At 50.1% G+C, this 18,284-nt stretch carries 16 protein-coding genes and 1 tRNA gene; 8 read left to right on the top strand and 9 right to left on the bottom strand.

The window, feature by feature from the left end:
• The first annotated feature begins 46 nt into the window (after positions 1-46).
• Positions 47-523 (top strand): Lrp/AsnC family transcriptional regulator, encoded by a 477-nt coding sequence (locus EYZ66_RS09335; RefSeq protein ID WP_009574593.1) that lies wholly within the window; start codon positions 47-49, stop codon positions 521-523.
• Positions 524-536: 13 nt separating this feature from the next.
• Here EYZ66_RS09335 and EYZ66_RS09340 read toward each other — a convergent pair whose 3' ends face one another.
• Both EYZ66_RS09340 and EYZ66_RS09345 read right to left on the bottom strand, forming a co-directional pair.
• A complete protein-coding gene (locus EYZ66_RS09340; protein WP_009574594.1) occupies positions 537-1,472 on the bottom strand; it encodes an NAD(P)H-dependent flavin oxidoreductase in 936 nt (311 codons plus the stop codon).
• Positions 1,473-1,551: 79 nt separating this feature from the next.
• Positions 1,552-2,055 (bottom strand): TetR/AcrR family transcriptional regulator, encoded by a 504-nt coding sequence (locus EYZ66_RS09345; protein ID WP_050793352.1) that lies wholly within the window; start codon positions 2,053-2,055, stop codon positions 1,552-1,554.
• Positions 2,056-2,266: 211 nt separating this feature from the next.
• Between EYZ66_RS09345 and EYZ66_RS09350 the strand changes: the two genes are divergently transcribed.
• The 6 genes from EYZ66_RS09350 (at position 2,267) to EYZ66_RS09375 (ending at position 11,060) form a co-directional block, all read left to right on the top strand.
• Entirely contained in the window at positions 2,267-3,235 is a 969-nt protein-coding gene (locus tag EYZ66_RS09350) for an AraC family transcriptional regulator (RefSeq protein ID WP_158026991.1), read from the top strand.
• A 97-nt stretch (positions 3,236-3,332) separates the two neighbouring features.
• A complete protein-coding gene (locus EYZ66_RS09355; protein WP_009574597.1) occupies positions 3,333-4,067 on the top strand; it encodes a dienelactone hydrolase family protein in 735 nt (244 codons plus the stop codon).
• Positions 4,068-4,316: 249 nt separating this feature from the next.
• The gene (locus EYZ66_RS09360) at positions 4,317-7,301 is read left to right on the top strand and encodes a TonB-dependent receptor (protein ID WP_216090315.1); all 2,985 of its coding nucleotides are present in this window, start codon (positions 4,317-4,319) and stop codon (positions 7,299-7,301) included.
• A gap of 271 nt (positions 7,302-7,572) precedes the next feature.
• Positions 7,573-8,988, top strand: a complete 1,416-nt coding sequence (locus EYZ66_RS09365; protein ID WP_009574599.1) for an ATP-binding protein — start codon at positions 7,573-7,575, stop codon at positions 8,986-8,988.
• The gene (locus EYZ66_RS09370; RefSeq protein WP_040815862.1) at positions 8,981-10,417 is read left to right on the top strand and encodes a hypothetical protein; all 1,437 of its coding nucleotides are present in this window, start codon (positions 8,981-8,983) and stop codon (positions 10,415-10,417) included. Before EYZ66_RS09365 ends, EYZ66_RS09370 begins: the two co-directional genes overlap by 8 nt.
• Positions 10,386-11,060: a response regulator transcription factor gene (locus EYZ66_RS09375; protein ID WP_009574601.1), complete on the top strand. Its 675-nt coding sequence runs from the start codon at positions 10,386-10,388 to the stop codon at positions 11,058-11,060. Before EYZ66_RS09370 ends, EYZ66_RS09375 begins: the two co-directional genes overlap by 32 nt.
• 3 nt (positions 11,061-11,063) lie before the next feature.
• On the opposite strand, the gene EYZ66_RS09380 is transcribed toward EYZ66_RS09375, so the two are convergent.
• From EYZ66_RS09380 to EYZ66_RS09390, 3 genes are all read right to left on the bottom strand, one after another.
• Positions 11,064-11,447, bottom strand: coding sequence for a hypothetical protein (locus EYZ66_RS09380; protein ID WP_009574602.1), 384 nt, complete (start codon positions 11,445-11,447; stop codon positions 11,064-11,066).
• Positions 11,448-11,473: 26 nt separating this feature from the next.
• Positions 11,474-12,589: a glutathione S-transferase N-terminal domain-containing protein gene (locus tag EYZ66_RS09385; RefSeq protein WP_009574603.1), complete on the bottom strand. Its 1,116-nt coding sequence runs from the start codon at positions 12,587-12,589 to the stop codon at positions 11,474-11,476.
• 206 nt (positions 12,590-12,795) lie between these two features.
• A complete protein-coding gene (locus EYZ66_RS09390) occupies positions 12,796-13,488 on the bottom strand; it encodes a VIT1/CCC1 transporter family protein (RefSeq protein ID WP_009574604.1) in 693 nt (230 codons plus the stop codon).
• Positions 13,489-13,870: 382 nt separating this feature from the next.
• On the opposite strand from EYZ66_RS09390, the gene EYZ66_RS09395 reads away from it, so the two are divergent.
• A complete protein-coding gene (locus EYZ66_RS09395; RefSeq protein ID WP_009574605.1) occupies positions 13,871-15,094 on the top strand; it encodes a diguanylate cyclase domain-containing protein in 1,224 nt (407 codons plus the stop codon).
• A gap of 38 nt (positions 15,095-15,132) precedes the next feature.
• Here EYZ66_RS09395 and EYZ66_RS09400 read toward each other — a convergent pair whose 3' ends face one another.
• The 4 genes from EYZ66_RS09400 to csrA form a co-directional block, all read right to left on the bottom strand.
• On the bottom strand, positions 15,133-15,570 hold the full coding sequence (locus tag EYZ66_RS09400; protein WP_009574606.1) for a BLUF domain-containing protein: 438 nt from the start codon (positions 15,568-15,570) through the stop codon (positions 15,133-15,135).
• 12 nt (positions 15,571-15,582) lie between these two features.
• Entirely contained in the window at positions 15,583-16,920 is a 1,338-nt protein-coding gene (locus EYZ66_RS09405) for a putative bifunctional diguanylate cyclase/phosphodiesterase (RefSeq protein ID WP_009574607.1), read from the bottom strand.
• Between the two features lie 263 nt (positions 16,921-17,183).
• Positions 17,184-17,273, bottom strand: a tRNA-Ser gene (locus EYZ66_RS09410).
• 812 nt (positions 17,274-18,085) lie between these two features.
• Positions 18,086-18,274 carry a carbon storage regulator CsrA gene (gene csrA, locus EYZ66_RS09415; protein WP_160195656.1) on the bottom strand — a complete coding sequence of 63 codons (189 nt, stop codon included), beginning with the start codon at positions 18,272-18,274 and terminating at the stop codon, positions 18,086-18,088.
• Positions 18,275-18,284 lie beyond the last annotated feature (10 nt).

Raw genomic sequence — 18,284 nt, forward strand, 5'->3', positions numbered from 1 at the left:
CAGCATGCATATACTTACCCAAAGTAGTCAAAAAAATGGATAAGTTATGCAAGAACTCACAAAAACCGATCTGAAGATTCTTGAACTACTGCAAAACGACAGCACGATAAGCACCGCCGAAATTGCCGAGCACATTGGGCTCTCGCAGTCACCATGCTGGCGTCGTATTCAACGCTTGGAACACGCCGGATTTTTTGAAGAGCGCGGCATACGCCTTAACCGCGACCTACTGGGACTGGACCTTGTGGTCTTTGTCACGATAAACCTACGACAGACAGGTACGCAAGACTTGCTGCAATTCGAGCAAGACATAAGTAGACACCCAGAGATTGTCGAGTGCTATACCATGACGGGCCTGTGGGACTACATGCTAAAAATCGTCACCAAAGACATCAAGCATTACGAAAATTTTGCAAGAAACGTCCTAATGGCGTCACAAAGCATACGCGAAATGCACTCTCATATTGCGGTGACCGAAATCAAAAACACCGTCGCCCTACCCCTATCTCAATTAACGAAGTAAGGCGACGTCAGCGCTAGGCTTTCGAAGCCGTGCTGACACGGTTGAGCGCTAGCTCGTACTCAGCCTTAACCTTTGCCAAAATGTCAGCAACTGATTCGACCGCGGTAATACGACCGCAGACTTGTCCTGTCAGTGGAATGGCGGCTTCCATATCGCCGCCAAAGTAGAGCGCTTTAGGATCACCAAAATCAGCCATCCCACTCTGCGCTGGGTCTTTCTCTAACCGCGTGGTACGTTCGGTACGCAAGGCGCGCAACGCGGGTGGCGCAAAACGAGACAGAAACACCGTATCGGTTTCTTTGGCATTTACAATGGCCTGCTTCCAATTATCGTGTACCGGCGATTCTTTGGAGGCCACCATACGCGTACCCAGCTGTATACCATCGGCGCCCAAGGCAATAGCCGCGGCTAATGTTGCGCCGTCGTGGAACCCCCCCGCTGCGATAATAGGTACATCGAGATGCGCGCGAATCAGAGGCAGCAAAACTAAACTCGCCACGTCTTTTGGATTTTTGAAACCACCGCCCTCAGCACCCTCCACCACTAAACCGTCGACGCCACACTCTACTGCCTTAAGTGCCGCCGAGAGACTTGGCACAACGTGATAAACCGTCAGCCCCGCCGTCTTTAGCTGGTCGGTAAAACGCTCTGGCGAACCTGCTGAGGTCGTCACAAACTTAACGCCTTGATCAATAATGAAAGGAACCACATCGGGGTCGCGCACAAAGGCTTGCGCAATGTTCACGGCAAAAGGTTTATCGGTAAGCTCGCGCATTTTCCCGATCTCACCTTTAATGATATCGAGTTCACCCGAGCTGGTTTCTATGACGCCCAAACCGCCCGCGTTCGAGACAGCCGACGCTAATTGCGATCTGGCGATCCAGCCCATCGGGGCTTGCACCACGGGAATATCAATACCTAAAGCTTGGGTTAAACGGGTGTTAAACATAGCGCCTCCTTTTTATTTGAAGACGCAGGATAGCGTGTAAAGAGCCCGCCATCTAGAGCTGGCAGGCAAATGGTCTTAACTAGTGCGTCACCGTGTGTAAGGGCACGCCGAACAGGTTATTCAGGCCCTTGGAGTAGAACTGGCGGTAGTAGCTTACGCCAAGCCGTTCGTCTAACCCACGCAGGGTCGTATGCAACTCGGCCAAAAGTTTGGTCGAATAATCTTGCTCCAGTGCCTGAGCCAATGTGGCCTTGATATGATCTTCGTAAAGCGACGCAAAGATCGATTCAACATTCACGAAATACTGATACAACGAGCCCATAGCGATGCCCGCGACTTCACAAATGGTGCTTGCTTGCACATCGTCAGTACCATAGCGGTCCACGACAATCAACGTCGCTTCTTTGATCGACTGGACCAGAATTTTTGAGCGAGTTTGTTTGGGCTGCTTGCGCGCCCGGGGAGGAATGTCAATTTCCGCTTGCGCGTTGGGGACAAGCATCTCAGTCGATAACCGGGGCCACTCACAGAAAAAGGATTGGCTTCGATCATCGAATACAATGCGATTTGCGTCTAAGTTCATAATGGCCTCGCGGTGCTCTTATGACATTACGTTTCCAGATTGCACACAGTCTGCCCGCTTGATACCTTTAGTAACAGGTCCGCAAACCCCAAAAAAACTCACAAAAAACATCAAACAATAGCGATAAAGCGGTTTTTTATTGATATGATCGCCCGAAAGATCACAGAAAAATGCGATGGCTACAATTTGCAGACACCATGTTTTAACTTCAATGAGCGGATTAGGCGACAAAAAGCGTCACCAATCTACTCTTTTAACTCAAGCCGGTATTAACCCATCTTCGCTCATTTCCGAGAACGCGCGAGTCCATACCGATCAAGTGGCGCGCCTGTTTCAGCTCGTCATGATCACCTTAAACGACGAGTTTATGGGCTTCACCGAAGTGCCCAGCAAAATGGGAACATTCGCACTGATGAGCGACCTGATCCCTCAATGCCTCACGCTCAAAGATCAACTCAAGCAGACCGCTCGTTTTTACAATCTCACTCACCCGAACATCGAGTTTGATCTGAAGGAATATCATAAAGATGCCGTACTCAGTATCTCGCTCACGGACAACAGCTACGACGCCCAGCATTTCTTGCGGGAATTTCTTTTGGTCATATGGCATCGGTTTCCAAGCTGGCTAATTGGTGAACCGATCAATCTTCGTTCCGTAGAATTCAGCTTTGCTCGCCCGGACCACGAGAGCGAACTCAACGTGATGTTCCCCGCCGCTATATCGTATCGTCAAAACAGCAACCGACTCATTTTTGATAGGCGTTACTTAAGTAAACCCATCACCAGAACACGCAGTGAGATTCAGCAATTTGTGAGACGCTCGCCCTACGACATCATGACGATACCCGGCCGACAGCAGACCCTTGAATCGCAAATCGAGCGTTTGTTGGCGCCTCATGGGGCAGATCGTATGGCGAATATAACGCTTCATGATGTGGCGGAACAATTGTTCATGAGTCCTCAAACCATTCAAAGGCGCTTGAGTGACTTGGGCACGAGCTTCAATACCATTAAAGAAAACTGGCGCCGTGAACGCGCGATCAAACTGCTTCAAAATAGCCAACTCTCGATAGAAGCGATCAGCGAGCGGTTGGGATTCTCCGAAGCACGATCATTTACGCGTGCGTTTAAAACTTGGACAGGATTGTCGCCACGAAAATATCGACAGATGTTTTTCTGAGCGCTATGTTACAAGCCTGAGCGATTCGGTTTTTATCGACGTCTACGGCATCCACATCGGGTTCACACCCTACTTCCAACATGCAACAGGAGCTTTTATGCACAGTGAAGATATCGAGTACACGGCAGGTGATCTGCCCCTACGTGGCTATTTCGCCAGCCCCTCGTCATCGGGACAATACCCCTGTGTACTGGTCGTTCATGAGTGGTGGGGCTGTAATGATTATGTCAAAACTCGCGTTGACATGTTGGCAGCCGAAGGCTTTGCCGCGATGGCTATTGATCTCTATGGCAGTGGCAAAACGGCGGCGGATGGCGAAGAGGCTGCTTCGTTAATGAACACCTTGTTAGAAACGCCGAACGGTGTGCTTGATCGATTTAACGCCGCGCTTGAATGGGTAAAGGCACGCGCCAATGTCAGTACCTCAAACATTTCCGCCATTGGCTATTGCCTAGGCGGCGCCGTGGTTCTGAACATGGCCCGTGCGGGTCTAGACCTAAACCTCGTGGCGAGCTTTCATGGCAACTTGGCAACCCAACACCCAGCGTCCCAGGGCCAAATTAAAGCAAGAGTGGCGGTATTCCACGGCAACGATGATGTCATGATCCCCGCCGAGCAAGTTGCCGCCTTTACAGCCGAAATGGAGGCCGCCAAAGCGGACTACCTATTCGTCGGCTACGATGGTGCGATGCACGGATTCACGAACCCTTTAGCAACAGAGAGAGGACAAAAGAATAATCTGCCGTTGGCCTACAATGAGCACGCGGACAAGGACTCTTGGAGCCAACTCATTAAGCAGTTAGGAGACTCCGAGCACTACAGAAGACAATGAGCTGAGGCCCGAGCGGCAATTTCCGCCCTTCAAACTCTTGATTTTTCACCCTATGGCCCTTGCATCAAAAGCAAGAGCCGCTTTATCGCATTGTAAGCCCCCTTCATCGAAAAACACATGAACCGAGCCTGCGACTGAGGCGTAATACAATCTGGACAAGATCCGAGCACTAAAACACTAACTAACCAGTCGGGATGCGAATTTATGTTATTTAACACTAAGCGACGCATTTTGCCCGTGGCGATTGGATTGGCCACCGGCATTGCAACTATATCTGCTCCTTCATTTTCGCAAGAAAACGAAAACGCAACCTCTGAGGGCGTACTCGAAGAGATCGTAGTTTACGGAATCAAAAACAGTCTGTTAGATGCTATAAGTATTAAAAGAGATGCCGTTGGCGTAATGGATGCCATATCTGCGGAAGATTTTGGAAAGTTTCCCGACGGAAACTTAGCTGAATCACTCGCGCGCGCCCCCGGGATCGCAATTGATCGTAGCAACGTGGAAGGACAAAAAATTGCCGTTCGAGGTTTCGGACCGGAATTCAACCTTGTAACTCTTAATGGACGCCAGATGCCAACGGTCAAAGGGCAGTACGGTGGGGGGCGATCATTCAATTTTGGCGATATAGCGTCACCTGGTGTTGCATCTCTCGAAATCTTCAAGACGGCCAACAGTAGTCTACCATCAGGTGGGATTGGCTCTACTGTAAACATGGTGACAACCAAGCCGCTTAACGTCGAAGGGACAAAAAGATTCTTGGGCTTGAGTTATGTGAACGACACTACGAGCCAGGATAGCGGCAGCCCCTTTGAAGCTGAAATGCTTTTTGCGACTAATCAAGGCCGCTGGGGATTTTCTTTATCGGGTGCTTACCATGAGCGAACCAACCGAGAAACTGGAACCCGCGAGTCTAATTGGATAACTCCAAACCTGATGGCACAAAGCGAGGGCTACCTCCGCGTCGATGCTTCTAACCCTAATTACACAAATTTGAACGAACGCGTCGATGGTAACACTTTTTATAGAGAGCCAGCAGCCTTCTTAATCAAGGACAATGACCGCACTCGCAAAAACTTGCAAGCTACACTGCAAGTTGAACTTTCTGACTCTGTTACCGCGACGGTTGACTACACTCATTCTGGAGTCCAGTTCGAATCAAGAGGCATGCTATTCGGTTCATGGCTTGGTGGATGGGATACGCAAAGCGCCACCATCAACCAAAACGGCGTTTTCACTGATGTCGTCGTAGGAAATAGAGCCTACGATCACACAGCGACATGGTCCAAGTTAGAGAGCGACAATAACTCTGTTGGAGTTAACTTAGCATGGGATGTAACAGACGCCCTATCGATCAGTTTAGATTACCATTCTTCGACGGCCGAGCTTGCCGGTAACATTTTTGACAACGAACTAGGTTTTACTACCGATGTGAAAGGCACCATCACAGTGGACGGAGCATCAGCGTCGGGCGTGAATTCCTTCTCTTATGACCGAGACTTCTTGCCCGAAAATTACATGGGGACCTATCTATTCTTGAGAGATGGCTACCAAGAAAACGAGATCGAGCAGGTCCAGCTAAAAGGATTGTGGACAAACGATTCAGGGAGCGTACTCCAATCCATATCGTTTGGCGTTTCCTCTATTGACAATGAGTACCTCAACCAAGCAAGTGAAGGCAACTTCGGATCACAAGGCCCTTCGGTTGAAGATTATGATGACGCGTTATTCAAAGAGCGCAGATTGACTAACAGCTTTATGAACTCATTTAGCAGAAACATAGGAACGCCGTATTACTATTCGATTAATCCCGTCGACGCATTAAGTGCGTTTGCGGCAGCTAACGTAGGTTTGGCAGATCCAGTCGATGGTACCGTGTGCTGTTCATACGGAACTTTAGATTCCAATGAGCAAGTAAAAGAGCAACTCGATTCCGCTTTTGTTCAGTTTAACTTTGAAACATCTGTTAACGACATGCCACTTCGCGTTGTTGCAGGTTTGCGCTACGAAAAATCTGATACGACTTCCGTGAGTTTCTATCCCGCGCCCACCACCATACGTTGGGACATGATCGCTGGCTTGATCGGTGTCGGAGGAGAAAGTGCAGATGTTCCTCGGTACGGAGATAGCAGCGAGGTTCTTCCTACGATTGCAGCCGCACTGAATATTACCGAGAACCAGGTGATTCGAGCATCATGGGGCAAATCCATTGCACGACCTAACCTTGGGGACCTTGGGGCCGAGCTTAACATCGGTAGTAAAGACTTTTTCAACCTGACCGCACAAGGCGGTAACCCTGATTTGGGCCCTTTGCTGTCAACAAACTTTGACATCTCTTATGAAAACTACTACGCAGAAGGATCGTACTTTGCGGTGGCTGCGTTCCGAAAGGAAGTCAAAGACTTTATCGGCAGCCGCACGATTGAAGATCAGCCGATAGATGGTCTCACGAATCCGTTCCTGTCGGAGATAGGGCAGCAAGCTCAAGCTTGTGTGCAAGCATGGGTGGATGCGGGTCGTCCGCAAACTGGGTTCCCCGGCGAGGGCGGCACTGGAGACTGTGTTTCGCAACAGGCGCTATGGGCACAACCATGGATGAATGATCAGCAGCATATGGGATGGGTAGCGTTGGCTATCTCACGAGGCATTGACGTATCCAACGGATTCCCATGGGGCGCTTGTGACTACGACGGGTGGTGGCGTTGTGAGCCGGGATACATCGACGGAACTGCTGCCGACCCTCAAGCACTATTCGACATCACCCAACCATACAATATGGAGTCAGGTGCGGTGAATGGAATAGAGGTAAGCTGGCAGCATCTATTCGAGGGCACCCCCTATGGCTTCCAGTTCAACTTCACTAAAGTTAGCGGCGGTAATGTTGAGCCCAATAAGAATGTAGTTGGCGAGCAATTCGTTCTGCCCGGTTTGGGCGATTCTGGAAATATCTCGGTTTTCATGGAGACACAGAAGCATACACTCCGGTTGGCTTTAAACTACCGTGGCGAAACAGCGCAGGGATTTGCTAACTATTTCCAGCCCGTTTATGTCGATGAGAGAAAGCAGTTTGATATTTCTTACCAGTACAGGTTCTCAGATGCACTGACCATTTTTGCTGACGCCATGAACATCACGGACGAAGAGACGCGTTTATACGTGCGTTATCCCGAAATGCTGTTCCTGTCTCAAGATCACGGCCCAGTGTTCAAATTTGGTGTACGTAGTAACTTTTAAGCAATCCGAGCACCATCAAAGAGCCGGGGCCACGCCCCGGCTTTTTTGTAGCCCCAAAGCAAAACCAGCTCAGCTGCCGACATCTTACTGAGATTTAGATGACAAAATGGCTCTTTTAAACAGCTATTGTGTCACCTAAAACGAAACTCCTACGTCTTTCGGCAACACGATTTGCCTACCCACATAAAAAGTTAAACGCTCTAGCCCAGTAGGGCAGTAGGCAGCGTCTGTGTTCGGTGTATTATGAAATCCAGCTTTCAGGTATAGAACAATGATAGAGCTTGATGCACGCACGCTAATGTTCGGCTCGGCCTTATTTTCGCTAACACTTCCGCTGGCCATATGGATCGCCTTAAAAGACGATCGTCATCACGCTCGATTAGTTTGGAGCTGGGCATTTGCGGGGGCCATTAGCGGTGTTGGGATATTGTGTTTTACGATTAGAGACCTTGCCCCTGTTTGGATCGGTCTTTACGCCAGCAATATTTTCCTGTGCGGCGCAATAATCGCGGGCGCACAAATCCTGTACGTGGACCGCACTCATCGCTACCCCATAGCGCTTCCGCTGATCTCTTTGGCGCTTTTCAGCGGCGTCATTGTTGCTTTTGAGTCCACCGGACTGCATTGGGAGCGTGCGATGTGTGCCCGGATTGGCCTGTGTCTCGCCTGTCTGGCTCTTGTCTATCAAGCAGCGCGCTCAGCCTTCCACTTTAAAGCGAAGAACCCCTGGGCAATCGCCACAGCTCACACTCTGCTGACCATTAGTTTTGCCAACCAAATCATAGCGACAATGAAGGGGGCAGAATTTACACCGCTAGATCATGCCACCGTGGCACTTCTGCCCGCGATCGCAGGTGTTATTACGACATCCATGAACCAAATCGGTTTCGTCGGATTCTTATTCGAACGCAACCTGAAGCTCAGCATTGAACAATCGCGCGAACAAGCACGTCAATATCAGCTCAGATCAATACGCGACACGCTAGCGAACTCAGAGCGAGATACAGCAAAGCGTATTTTTTCAAATCAAATCAACCACGACATCTCGCAACCCGTGACCTCACTCAGCATCAACCTGCAAATGATGACTCGAGCGCTGCAATCTAGTAATCGGGGCATATCCTTTGACGAGTATGCCAAGCGCGCCATCAACGACATCGATCGAGCCGAGCGCTTGATGCATCTCTACGGCAAAGATCCATCGCTAACGGCCACTCCAGACTACGACTGGCTCGACTTCCGACGCAAAGTCATGGAGCCCGCCCTCAGTGCGCTCAAAAGCCAAGCCGATAACATCGGCTTAACGGTGCATATTAGTGACAAAGCCTCTGCCCTAATTTTGGGGGATTCATTTGATTATCAGCGCGTAATGATCAACGTACTGACCAACGCCCTAGAGGCTCTGGCTTCGACCAAAAACCCAACCATCACGATAAAGACCCGAAACAGGGATTACGGGAATATAGAAGTTGCCATTATTGATAACGGTCCAGGCTTAAGCCCCGCCGAAGCGCACTCAGTGGGCAGCGCCTTTTACACGAGCAAGCCCAATGGTTTGGGCCTGGGCCTTACAGTATGCAAGGACTTAATGCACAGGAACCGTGGCTTAATTCAATGGAAAAATAGTAAACCTGTGGGTTTTGAGGTCAACCTGCTGTTCCCCACACGGGTTCAAAGCCGTGCTTGATAATTTAACGCTGATCATGACGGTAGGGCTAAACACCCTGGCATTGGGCGCTGTCTCAGCCTGGGCGCTCCACAGTCAGGGCATACAGTATCTCTGGCTGTGGTGCTTTGCAGCACTGCTATTTGGTGCGAGCCTTGTACTGTTTGCACTCGACCCGATCAGCAGCAAGCACGTGCACTTTAGCGTCGCGTTTTCGTTAATGATTATCTCAATTGTGATGCAAAGCTTGGTTCTGGCGAAATCACCAAATGCCGATAACCCCATACCCCGAGCGCTTTGGGTTTTAGCGGGGCTTACTATTGCTTTACTCGTACCAATAGTTAGCTTATCGAACAGTTCGCCTCTCGAGCCACTTTGGTCTCGAATCATTCTCGCCAGTGCTTTAGCCTGCCCGGGCGTTGCATTGCATGCCAATAAAACCAACACCAATATGACGAAAATCATGGGGCGTAGCTATTTTGCTCTTGCAGTACTGGCCCTTTTACTCACGCTGCGTTGGGTCTTGCTCGACATGCCCGATGTCGTGATTGGAGGATTCGGGAATTTTGTGTTCGGGGTCGCTTCGCTAGCTGGATCAACAATTATTCACTTTAGCTACATTGGCCTTCATTTTAAGGCGCGAAGCGATACAGACGCCCATCGCCAGGCAGAACTCACCAAGTTAACTGAGACTAACCGCGCTGCAAAGGCTCTAGCTGATGCCGACCTGAATGCCTCGCTCAACCAGATAGTCGATTCTTTACACCAAGATTTACAGCCACAACTCGAACGATTACGCGCACTGATAACAGATGCAGCAGCACACGAATCTGATGACCCTTCGAGATACCGTACTCGCCAGATGCAAGCGATCAATCAATACGGGCAAAGGCTATCGACACAACTTCACAGCATTCGATCCTACATGTCTGCTCGACCAGCCGAAAATGTGGCCACCAACTTAACGCAGCTACTCAACATCGGTCTTAGCCTTTACGAAAAACCCTACCGAGCCAGACAGCTCGAGTTGATCCCTACCACGTGTGAAGATGTGTTTGTATTTCGTTACGATCACAAGCTATTGCTACAAGTTATTTTAAAATTGCTTGAGTTTAATCTTGAAAACGCTCAATCGCCTCGCAAAGTGCGAGCTGCCCTGTTTTCAAGATTTCAGAGCGCGATACTCGAGCTCACCTGTGTTCAATCTGAAAGCAACCCCTTTACTACACAGGTACAAAACGTGGGACCCACCACTCGGAATTTATTGGCAAGCCAAACCTTACCTATTTTTATTGCCTACACCGTAATAAAGGAACTCGGGGGAGAAATTGAGACCATCCGAACTCACGGTCAACAGGCGGTGTTTCGTGTTACTCTGCCATTACACAACAAATACGGCGACGCCGTGCAATCAGGGAATGCCGAGCCTGAAATTTCAAACGATACATGACATCAACAGTCAGCACAGGCGCAATTGCGGTTCAGTTTTCGTATTTGAAGACGACGATTCGCTGCGTCAGTCGCTCGAGGCTTTGTTGCTTTCAGAGGGTTATCACGTTGCGTGCGCACCATCCCCCGACGAATCAAAGGAATATGCCGCGCTGCATGACACACAGATCAACACGCCCGCCGTCATTCTGTGCGACGTCGTTCTGCAATTCAGCTCGGGGTTGCGCGTCTTAACCGAGCGCCCCGCCGACATTCCCGTTATTATGATGAGCGGCAACTCGACCGAACTCGAAGTCGTCAGAGCCTATGACCAAGGCGCCTACCGTTTTCTTCTAAAGCCACTTGATATCGACGATTTGCTGAACACCGTGAAAAATGCGCTATCAACGCACCGAGAACTGCTTGCTCTTCGCGTCGAGCAGAGCGAAGTGGCAGAGCGCTTCAGTAAGTTAACGCCGCGAGAGCTCGATGTGATCAAATTGGTCTCTCAGGGCTATCGCAACGCAGAAATCGGCGATCGGCTGGAGATCGCGCTACGAACTGTCAAATTGCACAAACAACATGCGCTAGAGAAACTCGATTACCCCACACTACCGAAGCTCATTTACTGGACAAATATGCTTGAACCAAGGCCTACGGCGTAAACCTCAGGCGTCGTTTTCGGCCCCCAAAAGCTTTATGGCCGCCAGATTTATCAAGGCAAAAACAATCTCTGGGACGATGAACGCTAGCGCAAGCGATGCATCGTGAAAAGCCCAGGCCACTGTTCTACCTATTGCCGCAAAAATAACCAATAAAGTCGGTGCGTAAAACCAGCGCACATCGCCTTTGAACAAGCCCAGAAACATGCACAGAGATCCTGTGATAAACAGACTACTAATATCGCCAATCTCGGTACTAAGCCCCACACCAATTGACAAGGTCATACCAAACTCAGTGGCCGAGCCGATCGGGTCAAACCACCAACGCAACCCCATAAACATGAAGGCTGTTGCCATTAAAAAAACCAAACCCTGCACTGCTTTTTTCATTGCTTTCTCCTAATTATTCGAGCACTTTATACCCATACTTCCTCGTTCTCGACGAAGCGTATTCGTCGCGTCAGGCGCACTTCCACAATCGAACGCATGCCGCAATGCCCCAACATATCGAGCACCGCTTCATGTTCCTTACCCGATAAGGCATCGACCGCATCCTGCACCCTCTGCAGTAAGTAAAAACGATAAGGAGCAGAGACCCCCTCAATCGTTTGCCCACGCAACTCAAACCTCGCCGGAGCCATCATGCGTTCAGCCGGCGCTCCCGACTCTGGCACATTGCTCGCTAGCCAAGCGTTTATCACCTCGGCCTGCGCCAATGTCTCAGGTACGAAGTCTTCGGCAATGACCTTTAATACATTGAGGAGAGTGTCAGGCACGTCATCATCGTCAAGCCAGTCGTCGGTGGCGTAAAAGAATTCAGGCGCATCTTGATCGGGGCGATTCATTCGCTCGACCCAACGATAGACTTTTATCGCTCTGTCTTGCATCAACTTAAGCGGATAAGGGTCGCGACCGAGGTGGGCGAATAAGGGGGCTATCATGCCGTAGTCACCGATGCATGGCTTACCTCCCAGTAGATAAGGTAGGGTCGAAAAGTGCGCCTGCAGCGCGTCCAGCACATCACAGTAGTGGGCTTCAACCACGGGCATCGTCGTTTCGTTAACGCCCCACAGCTGCGCTACGTGCCGCATTCTATCCATCATTCGCTCGCACTTTTCCTCTTTACCGGGTTTATCGCGCTGAACATGCATGAAATGTTCGGTCAGAAAATCGAGATTCGTCTCTGGGAAGTTCCACCGGTAATGCATGGCGGCGCGCAACAAACCTTCGGCACCGATAGCGTCGAACAGCAAGCTCACGATATTTTGCTTGGGCGTCGAGGGGTGGCTCTGGTAGCCATTAACTCGCTCAAAATGCTCAATAATTTCTGCACCATCACGAACCACTGCGCCCTCTGGCGTGGCTAACGTAGGAATCGTTGGCTTTTTACCCAGAGGCAAAATCTCGTGTTTGAACGATTCGTGCCCTGAAGAAAGCTCTTTGAAAGGAATCCGTTGTTTAATTAAATACGAGCGAGCACGCCCAGCAAACAGCGAGTGACTGACCGCGTACAAGCGATAAATTTCTGACACCTGAAGACCCCGATTATTGTTGTTTATTCTTAGGCACAATAACTGCCAAAACATCCAAATACAACGATCGACAGAGAGTCTTTTGTTTGTTTCGAAAACCGATTAAGTCAGCGCTGCCAACAAGTGACCCTATTGACCTCTGACACAACACGTCAGAAAAAACGAGGCGACCAGCACACCATTATAACCACCACGCTGTAACCATTCTAAGCCACGGCAACGCCAAACAAATACCCAACCAGCGAGGTAAAGCCCATTGCGGCAGCACCCCATAAAGTCACTCTGACCACGCCTAAACCGATATTTGCACCGCCCAAACGGGCGCCTGTCGCACCCAACAGCGCCAAGCCCAGCAGAGTGACTAAAGTGACTGCTATGGCCAAGTGCGCTGTTGGCAGGAAAAACACCGCCAAGAGCGGAATGATAGCTCCCGCAGAAAATGTCACAGCAGAGGTAAAAGCCGCTTGCAGCGGCCGCGCGGCCGTTAAGTCCATGATTCCCAGCTCATCGCGTGCATGCGCTCCAAGGGCATCGTGCTCGGTCAGCTGGGTCGCCACCTCTATTGCTGTTTCTCGCTCGACACCTCGCGCTACGTAGATGTCCGCCAGTTCATTCAATTCAGCTTCTGGCTCGTATTTTAACGCATCTTTTTCCTTGGCAAGATCAGCCCGTTCGGTATCTGCCTGAGAGCTGACGGACACGTACTCACCCGCTGCCATCGACATTGCGCCAGCCACCAATCCCGCGATACCCGCAAGCAGTATCTCTGATTGACCAACACCCGATGCGGCAACACCCAAAATTAAGCTGGCAGTCGACACCAAGCCATCGTTCGCGCCTAATACCGCAGCGCGAAGCCAACCGACGCGGTGGATGTAATGGTGTTCTGTGTGGGACATAGCGACCCTCTTGCCTATCAAAACGACATTATAAACAGTTTGCGTAACAGATGTGGACCTGAAAGATTGATTAAGTCAAGGATGCAAATAGCCGCTATGACTGTGTATAAGATGCATACTCTCCTATCTCAACCCGAAAGCCACGGCATGACGAAATAACGCACTACGCACTCTTTTCACCATTGCCGACAAAACGCCACACAAGGTGCACAGTCGTATTGGGCCAGACGTCAATCAGCCACCCGCTGTCGCGTTATCTACCCTGGTTAGCGCCCCACTGGAGCAACAGGCATATTCTGGAGTAAATCGGAGAGGTCACGTGAAACCGATCTAAACAGCTAGAAATCTCGTAAACATGTCATGTAAACCATTAGGCCAACTCATGTTGCACGATCCACTGACATCCCTGCTTAACCGCCAAGGTTTTTATGAATTACTCCGTTCCAAAGAAGAAACGGCGGAGCCAATCCAATCGATTGTCACTTTAGAACTCACTAATTTTGGCAGTTTGAATGCCAGTCTGGGGTCAAGTACAGGCGACAAAGTTATAAAGACGAGTGCAAACCGCTTACGAAAGATCTTCCCGGAGTCATCGGGCTTAGCTCGCCTAAACGGAGACAGTTTCGGTATCTGCTTCGACGCCACAGCCAATGCAACCGAGATACAGGAAAAAGTTAACGATTTCTTGCAACGTCCTTTTTTTGCCAACGGAAAAATAGTCGTCCTCGGCGCACGACTTGGCGTAGCCCATCGCTGTGAAGAAGATGAGTTATTTGGCGAAGCTTTAGTGAACTGTGCAGAAGTGGCTCTGCATCACGCGAATAAATGCCAAGTCGACATAGTGCGCTACTCCGACGAGCTTCATCATACCGCGCAAACTCACTATGACTTGCAAAATCAACTGCGAGCCCAACTTCTCCTCTCGAGCACAGATCTGCATCGAGGCGATAGCGGTGAACACTTCAAAATCGATCACACCGTGATACAAAACCGGGAAGGTCAACTCACGGGGTATTTGGTTTCACCCCAATGGCAACTCCCCGATAGCACACTAATGGATGCGGATGAATTCATCAGCGTAGCAGAATCGGTGCAAGCGACCGATGCCATATTAGCCTGGGCAATCAAACATACTGTATCAATGTGTCAAGAGAACAATAGGCAAGGATCAGGCGAGCTATCGTATTGCATCAATCTAGGATCTGCCGTTAGGTTTGACACAACAAAGCTAGTGGAGCTCTTGCGCGGTCACCTCCTAACACATGAGATTGGTGCGGGTCAGATAAAGCTCTGTATTAGCTGCCGTCACGAACCGAATGACAGCTTTCAAACGTTTTGTGATGCGTTGACTCAGTGCGGCGTGAGCCTGATCCTTAAAGACTTTGGCGGCAATCAGAACCCGTTTAAAGTGCTGACCAAACTTAAGCCGGAAGGTGTCTTCATCAGCGAACAATTCGACCCGGAGCGACGTTCCATGAACGGCACACCGGACTTACTGCAGGGCATCCTCGAGATGCTGGCTTGCTGCGACATAGATTCTTATTCTACCTTCGCAACTCCCTCTGTGCGACACGCAGAACGCTCAACGCACTATCGAATAGGCTAGGGCATTGAGCGTGCCCCAGCATCTCTTTATAGTTCGTTTTACAGAATCGATTGGTGTTGCTTGACCATAGTGTCCAACGTGTTAACCAAGTGCTTCCCAGTCTCCGCCATCAGCAGGTCATCTTTTGATGCTTTCACACCCTCGATGTCAAAGCGCATGGCATTTTCAATACCAGCCAGAGCCATTGCCCACTCACCAAAGCTTCGGTGCTCTATCGGTTCAAAATGTAAAACCGTTACTTCACCATGGCGGTCGTCCATTTGAATCGTCTCAAACAACTCTTCTAGCACTTCCTCTTCGCCCTCTATCACCTGACAAAAATACCCGCCAGAGTAAAGCAAAGCGCCGGTCACATTTTTAGCCGGATTGTTTTTATGAGCCGCAGCCAGAATGCTCTCTATTTGGGTCTTCACCTCGTCTTCGGATCCTTTAATAGTATTCTTGCTGATATAGGCCAAATTGTATAAGTCAGACATATCGTCTCCTCATTACTTCCATTGGTTTAAAAATGTCAAAATGTCGGGCATTTTGAGGGGTTTTGAAAAATAATATCCCTGCACCAAGTCTGCCCCCATGTCCGTCACACAAGTCAGTTGATGTTTCGTCTCAACGCCCTCAACAATCGCTATTTGATCAAATGACGCGCACAACGCAAGAACGGCCTTAGATAAACGTGTACCGTGCTGATCAACGGCCACGTCATCGCTGCCAATCTGCCTGATAAAGGACTGATCAAGCTTAACGTAATCCAGAGGCAGATCATTTAGCTGCGTGAGTGAGGAATACCCTGTCCCGAAGTCGTCGAGTGCGATGGTACAACCCAGGGCCTTTAGCTCTTCAAGCACTGAGACCATGGTTGTTGCGAACGCGGTCGATTCAGTAATTTCAAGTTTAAGCCGCGAAGGAGAAATTCCCGATTCTTCGATAGCTTGCTTGACGCTCGCAACCAGGAGCCTAGATTCAACAAACTGGGTTGGACTCACGTTGACGCTTACCCCAACCTCCGACCCATCCTCGTTCGCAGGCCACGCCATCGCATCAGCGCAAGCCTTTCTCAATATCCAGCTTCCCAGCACATCCATTATCTGGATTTGTTCGGCCATGGGTATAAACTCTGCGGGCGAGACAAACCCTCTATCGGGGTGCGTCCAGCGAATCAGTGCTTCGCAAGCGTGAATCGTACCGTTACGAACATTGACGATGGGCTGATAAACCAGCGCAAACTCGTCATTACTTATCGCTTTATGCAACTCCACGTGCCTGGTCGCTAAGGAAACTCGCAAATCATTTTCGAGCTTATGCCGTTCTTTGGCTTGCTCCTTCATATCTTGATCGAAAAAGCATACTTTGAGCCCTTCTCTCTTTGCTCGATGCAGGGCGATCTCAGCAGAGTGCAATAAGTCTTGGGTTTCTTCTGCGACGGGATCCCATAGTGCGACACCGACCCTGACACTCAGAACAATGACTTGCCCCCGCACGGCAAAAGGACGTTGCGTGAAATCCTGTAACAGAGCGAGTTGCTCTTCAAGATCTTGCTGATTTTTGAATACCAGACAGAAGTGATCACCGTGAGTCCGGCCAATAAACACGGCAGTCGGGAACATTTTGGTTAACCGCTTCGCTGTCATGGCAATGATTTTATTGCCGAGCTCCGCACCCATGCTATCGCTCACGTTTCCGAATCGAGAAATTTCGACCGAGACAACAGACAGCGCCTTAGCCTCCGACAAATCGAGCTCCTTCAGACTACTTTCTAGCCCTACCCGATTGATAAGACCTGTTAGGTTATCTGTCGAGCCGGTTTTCTCTGGATTCGATTCCGCCATGTTTTCCTTGGGAAAAAATTTTCTTTACAGAAAAACGAACATAGCATAAATCGCAGATAAGTCTATTTAAATGCTATTAAATGTTGGCTAACCGCAATAAAAAAGGCACCTAATGGTGCCTTTTAAAGATGGCGGTGGAGGGTGAGCCAGGATTTCGAGCCGCATCGCGGCGAGCTGGCGAACGCCCGAAAGCTGTGCTTGAGGGCCGGACGCTCGCGACGAGACCGCAATAAAAAAGGCACCCAATGGGTGCCTTTTAAAGATGGCGGTGGAGGAGGGATTCGAACCCTCGATACCGGTTAAGGTATGCACCCTTAGCAGGGGTGTGGTTTCAGCCACTCACCCACTCCACCGAACTGTGTTGGTCAACTTGCGTTAACCGAATCTCGTTTGTCTCATCCCTCTCGTCGGGATGGATTCGAACAGCATTGCCTCTGCTGTTCTCACCCCTTCGGGGCGCCGTCGCGGTGCTCCTGCGTCCAAAACGCTACGCGTTTTGTCGAACCCTCGATACCGGTTAAGGTATGCACCCTTAGCAGGGGTGTGGTTTCAGCCACTCACCCACTCCACCGAACTGTGTTGGTCAACTTGCGTTAACCGAATCTCGTTTGTCTCATCCCTCTCGTCGGGATGGATTCGAACAGCATTGCCTCTGCTGTTCTCACCCCTTCGGGGCGCCGTCGCGGTGCTCCTGCGTCCAAAACGCTACGCGTTTTGTCGAACCCTCGATACCGGTTAAGGTATGCACCCTTAGCAGGGGTGTGGTTTCAGCCACTCACCCACTCCACCGAACTGTGTTGGTCAACTTGCGTTAACCGAATCTCGTTTGTCTCATCCCTCTCGTCGGGATGGATTCGAACAGCATTGCCTCTGCTGTTCTCACCCCTTCGGGGCGCCGTCGCGGTGCTCCTGCGTCCAAAACGCTGCGCGTTTTGTCGAACCCTCGATACCGGTTAAGGTATGCACCCTTGAGCGGCGGTGTTGTTAAGCCACTCACCCACTCCACCGAACTGTGTTGGTCAACTTGCGTTAACCGAATCTCGCTTGTCTCATCCCTCTCGTCGGGATGTATTTGCTTAACGCTGAATAAACCGTGTTGCACCAAATTTAAGGCGGCGATGATACCATATTGATCAATAATTCAAAGGGTAAATCGCGGCTAGTTCTAATTTTCCTTGGCTTTCTGCTCGTTGTCGTTAGTTTGGCTTTCAGACAGCTCGCTGCGCGTAATCGACACACTCTTCGGCGCATCAATCCCAATCCTAACTTGGCCACCTTTAGAGGCTACAACCGTAATGGTGACATCATCACCGATGGTTATGCTCTCGCCGACTTTCCTGGTCAGTATTAACATCCTGTTCTCC

It is taken from the genome of Aequoribacter fuscus (assembly GCF_009910365.1).
In the GTDB taxonomy this organism is placed as follows: Bacteria; Pseudomonadota; Gammaproteobacteria; order Pseudomonadales; family Halieaceae; genus Aequoribacter; species Aequoribacter fuscus.

Coding starts and splice junctions, on each gene's coding strand:
- EYZ66_RS09405 (WP_009574607.1), bottom strand. CDS start 16,920: ATGGCGGAATCGAATCCAGAGAAAACCGGCTCGACAGATAACCTAACA.
- EYZ66_RS09390 (WP_009574604.1), bottom strand. CDS start 13,488: ATGTCCCACACAGAACACCATTACATCCACCGCGTCGGTTGGCTTCGC.
- EYZ66_RS09335 (WP_009574593.1), top strand. CDS start 47: ATGCAAGAACTCACAAAAACCGATCTGAAGATTCTTGAACTACTGCAA.
- EYZ66_RS09395 (WP_009574605.1), top strand. CDS start 13,871: ATGTTGCACGATCCACTGACATCCCTGCTTAACCGCCAAGGTTTTTAT.
- EYZ66_RS09345 (WP_050793352.1), bottom strand. CDS start 2,055: ATGAACTTAGACGCAAATCGCATTGTATTCGATGATCGAAGCCAATCC.
- EYZ66_RS09365 (WP_009574599.1), top strand. CDS start 7,573: ATGATAGAGCTTGATGCACGCACGCTAATGTTCGGCTCGGCCTTATTT.
- EYZ66_RS09355 (WP_009574597.1), top strand. CDS start 3,333: ATGCACAGTGAAGATATCGAGTACACGGCAGGTGATCTGCCCCTACGT.
- EYZ66_RS09350 (WP_158026991.1), top strand. CDS start 2,267: ATGAGCGGATTAGGCGACAAAAAGCGTCACCAATCTACTCTTTTAACT.
- EYZ66_RS09340 (WP_009574594.1), bottom strand. CDS start 1,472: ATGTTTAACACCCGTTTAACCCAAGCTTTAGGTATTGATATTCCCGTG.
- csrA (WP_160195656.1), bottom strand. CDS start 18,274: ATGTTAATACTGACCAGGAAAGTCGGCGAGAGCATAACCATCGGTGAT.
- EYZ66_RS09380 (WP_009574602.1), bottom strand. CDS start 11,447: ATGAAAAAAGCAGTGCAGGGTTTGGTTTTTTTAATGGCAACAGCCTTC.
- EYZ66_RS09400 (WP_009574606.1), bottom strand. CDS start 15,570: ATGTCTGACTTATACAATTTGGCCTATATCAGCAAGAATACTATTAAA.
- EYZ66_RS09375 (WP_009574601.1), top strand. CDS start 10,386: ATGCCGAGCCTGAAATTTCAAACGATACATGACATCAACAGTCAGCAC.